Consider the following 3,596-nt stretch of genomic DNA (forward strand, 5'->3'; position numbering starts at 1 on the left):
CAGATCCAGTTTCTTTAGCTTTTTTAACCCAGCTGTAGACAGTATGTTTAGAAATATTATGTCATCTTGCTACAAGAGCTGTGTTACCTATTTCGCGACATTCTTTTACTATTTGTTCTTTAGTTTCATCGGAATATTTTCTGTTTGCCATTGGTGTTTCCCCCTTGTAATTAGAGTATATCATTTTCAAACTTTTTCTCTAATTCTGTTAGAGGGCTATATAGAAATCACCTTTAATTAAGATTTATAATCAAATTATAAAATAATTAAAATAAATTTTTTAAAGTATTATTAATCTTTTTATTATAATCATTATCTATAAATTTATCATGACAATTTTTTTTAGTTTTTTTGTCAATATTTTCGTTCTGATTTTTGATTTTAATTAATTGTTCATTTATCTTTGAAGAAAACTTGTTAATTACATCCTCTTTAGAATTATCATTAAATTCAATTAATCTACTTTTATTTCCAATTACCTCTTTAGTACCACCTACATTAGTTGCTAATATTGGTAATCCCAAACAAGCCGCCTCCCTAATTGCTCCTGGAAGTCCTTCAGATCTTGATGTAGAAACAAAAAGATCTATACTTTGATAAAAAACATTAATATCATTTATCCAATCTAATATAATAAATCTATTATTTATTTTATCTATTTTATTTAAAATATATTTACTATTTCTTAAGTTATCTGTTTTGTTACATCCTCCAATTAAAAAATAACAATCTATATCGTAATTATTTATATAATTTAAAGCAATTTCTACAAATAGATCTGCTCCCTTCATATATCTAAAGCCACACAAATTACCAATTATCAAATTATCTTGAGGTAAATTCACCAAAGATCTAGCTTTCGACTTATTATATTGCTTTTTAATGACAGAATCATCTATTTGTGTATATATTACTTCTACCGTTTTTTCTAATTTAATTTTTTTAAATAATTGCTTTTGATAATTTGTTTCTACAATAATTAAATTTGATAATAAGTATATATAAATCAATAAAAGTTTTGACTTTTGAATTGACCACATATTATTAATAATTTTAACACGAAAAAACCTAAGAAAAGTGCAAGATAATAAGGCTCTTGGATTTTCACACCAAATCAAATCATAATTGTTTTTTAAAACAAATTTTGAAATTTTAAATGAATAACATAAGAAAGTTATAAAAAATATTATTTTCCCTAATATACTTTTATCCCTAAAACCATCATAAGATTCATTATGAACTTTTAAGTTCTCTGGGAATGAAATAAAATTAGTTTTCACTCCAAATTCTTCAGCTTTTTTTGATAATGGAGATTTTGATTGAACTAATAACTCAACGTCAAAATATTTATTATCTAAAGTCTTTAACAAATTTAAAATCATTTTCTGGCTACCAGAAAATTTATCTTTTGAAATTGCATAAACCAATACTTTTTTTGACACCTATTACACTCCTTTAAATATCGGTGTTTGTCAACTATGTTGTCGCATTTAGCTAAAAATTTCTTTGAATACTACTCCTGCAGAAGCTCATTTAAGAGCTCTGCTGCTTGAGATAATTTTCTGCTTCAGCAGTATCCATTGGATTTAAAGTTACATATTCTGGCAGGGTCCAATCTCTAATATCCCCTGACCATCTTTCTGGGTGTTTTGCCTTAGTTTTTTGATATGTTTCAGTCCGTTTTTTCATTATATCTAAATCAAGTCTGTATTGCCTCTGATAGGGTATAATAAAATTAATTCCACTATGTAAATGCTGATGGTTATACCAGTAAACAAAACTGGTTACCCATTCTCTGGCTCTATTTTTATCCTTAAAACCACCATCAGGATAAAGTGGTTATAGAATAAGGATTTTCATTGATTACACGGGGCCTTGAATATGAACTCTGCACACCTAGTTTTTCAATTGTTGCTAAAAATGCAGCCCCTTTCATTGGACTGCCATTATCAGAATGTAATACTAGAGGTTTATCTTTATTAGCTATTTTTTGAGCTAAAAAAGCTTTTCTGATCAGTCTCTTAGAATTCTCAGCATTTTCTTTACTCCAGACTTCGTGGGCAACTATCATTCTACTAAACATATCAACTCTAGATATAATTTGAAATGTTCTCCTTTAATCATAGTCCTCAGCCAGGTAATATCCAAGGTCCAGACCTGATTGGGAGCAGTAGAAATATGGGTAGGTGGTTCTCGTTTGACAGGTTCTTTAGTCTTAGCTCGATGAGTATTCATTTTCTTCTCATCTAAGACTCGATAAAAGGTGGATTCTGAAGCAATATATTTACCCTGACTAGCCAGTTCAGGAACAATTTGAGAAACTGGTAAGTCTGCAAATTCTTTGCTGTTTGAAACTTCAACTATTTCTTTTCTTTCAGCCTCAGTTAATTTGTTTTTGGGTTCTGGTCTTTCAACCAGAGGCCGCTGGTCTTATTTAACGGTACCATCTTTTGACCATCGTTGGTTGGTTCTCTGTGATATATTAAATTCCTCACAGGCTTTAATTTTTCTGCAGCCGTTTGCATGTGCTTCATCAATTAGTTCTACTGCTTTTTTTGCGATCTGAAATTTCTATTAATCTTCCTCTGGGTCCTCCCAGTCGAGTAGACCGGTAAAATTTCATTATCAGTCTCTCACAGATCCATACGTGACACTCTCTCGTCATACGGCTCCTATTATCCAGTCATTGGTAATACACCAACAACCCAATAGGAAAATAAATTGGGTTTTTCTTTAGCAATTTTATTTAAAAGCTTCCTTGCTTTCATCTTTTTCGTTTTTAGTTTATCAAACTTCCTGATAACCCACATAACAAGATGATTATTCATATGATGTAATACCTTCTTTAACTCATTTTTACCATAAAACCCATAATAATTTAACCAGCCTCTTAGTACCACATTATATTTCTCAGCAATTTCTGCAAGAGTTATTTGTGTTTGATGCAGTAAATACCAACTTTTTATAGTGCTTCTTATATGCTTCTTTGCCTTATTGGATATTACAGGCAAAAAACTGGTAAATGAACTACCACTTGAGCCCTTAGCGTTTCTCGGTCTAAAAGAATAACCAAGAAAAGTAAATTCATGGAGTTTATGATTTTCTTTACGATTAATATCTTTACAGTAGATGATTTTTGTTTTTCCAGAATGTATTTCTAATTTGCATTCTTTCATTCTTTCTTTGAGGCAATTTAATATAAATATTGCCTCTGCCCTGGTATTACAATGAATAATTCCATCATCTGCATATCTACACCATTTATTATTTGGGAACCTTCTTTCCATCCATTTATCGAAAGCAAAATTCAAAAATAGATTTGCAAGAAGTGGCGATATTACACCACCTTGAGGTGTGCCATTTTCTGTATTTTTTGTAATCATATTGTTATTACTAACAGGATTTGTTAACCACCTTTTTATATATAATATCTCCCATTTATCGGTCCAAACCCCTAAATATGGAGAATATGTTTGTTAAGCTCGCTTATTCTTAGTTTCTCATTTTTCTATTTAGGCCAGTACTGGTTCAGCAACTATTTTTTCTGCTTTAGCCAGTTTATAAAATTTTGCTGGCGGCATATCATTAAGACTGCC

At 30.3% G+C, this 3,596-nt stretch carries 6 protein-coding genes and 1 pseudogene; 1 reads left to right on the plus strand and 6 read right to left on the minus strand.

The features are described 5' to 3' along the window. From LJ207_RS12075 to LJ207_RS12095, 5 genes and pseudogenes are all read right to left on the minus strand, one after another. Nucleotides 1-151 (minus strand): annotated as a pseudogene (locus LJ207_RS12075) (transposase); the annotation flags it as partial. A 115-nt stretch (nucleotides 152-266) separates the two neighbouring features. Then, on the minus strand, nucleotides 267-1,442 hold the full coding sequence (locus LJ207_RS12080; protein WP_229346751.1) for a glycosyltransferase family 4 protein: 1,176 nt from the start codon (nucleotides 1,440-1,442) through the stop codon (nucleotides 267-269). Between the two features lie 91 nt (nucleotides 1,443-1,533). Next, nucleotides 1,534-1,689, minus strand: a complete 156-nt coding sequence (locus LJ207_RS12085; RefSeq protein ID WP_229346752.1) for a hypothetical protein — start codon at nucleotides 1,687-1,689, stop codon at nucleotides 1,534-1,536. A gap of 136 nt (nucleotides 1,690-1,825) precedes the next feature. Beyond that, the gene (locus tag LJ207_RS12090) at nucleotides 1,826-2,083 is read right to left on the minus strand and encodes a DDE-type integrase/transposase/recombinase (RefSeq protein ID WP_229346753.1); all 258 of its coding nucleotides are present in this window, start codon (nucleotides 2,081-2,083) and stop codon (nucleotides 1,826-1,828) included. Beyond that, a complete protein-coding gene (locus LJ207_RS12095; RefSeq protein ID WP_229346754.1) occupies nucleotides 2,068-2,235 on the minus strand; it encodes a hypothetical protein in 168 nt (55 codons plus the stop codon). The genes LJ207_RS12090 and LJ207_RS12095 overlap by 16 nt, the downstream gene beginning before the upstream one ends. A 106-nt stretch (nucleotides 2,236-2,341) precedes the next feature. Here LJ207_RS12095 and LJ207_RS12100 point away from each other — a divergent pair, with 106 nt between their 5' ends. After that, nucleotides 2,342-2,566, plus strand: coding sequence for a hypothetical protein (locus LJ207_RS12100; protein ID WP_229346755.1), 225 nt, complete (start codon nucleotides 2,342-2,344; stop codon nucleotides 2,564-2,566). 109 nt (nucleotides 2,567-2,675) lie between these two features. On the opposite strand, the gene LJ207_RS12565 is transcribed toward LJ207_RS12100, so the two are convergent. After that, on the minus strand, nucleotides 2,676-3,431 hold the full coding sequence (locus tag LJ207_RS12565) for a reverse transcriptase domain-containing protein (RefSeq protein WP_369414195.1): 756 nt from the start codon (nucleotides 3,429-3,431) through the stop codon (nucleotides 2,676-2,678). Between the last annotated feature and the right edge of the window lie 165 nt (nucleotides 3,432-3,596).

The organism is Halanaerobium polyolivorans, from assembly GCF_020711195.1.
Classification (GTDB): Bacteria; Bacillota; Halanaerobiia; order Halanaerobiales; family Halanaerobiaceae; genus Halanaerobium; species Halanaerobium polyolivorans.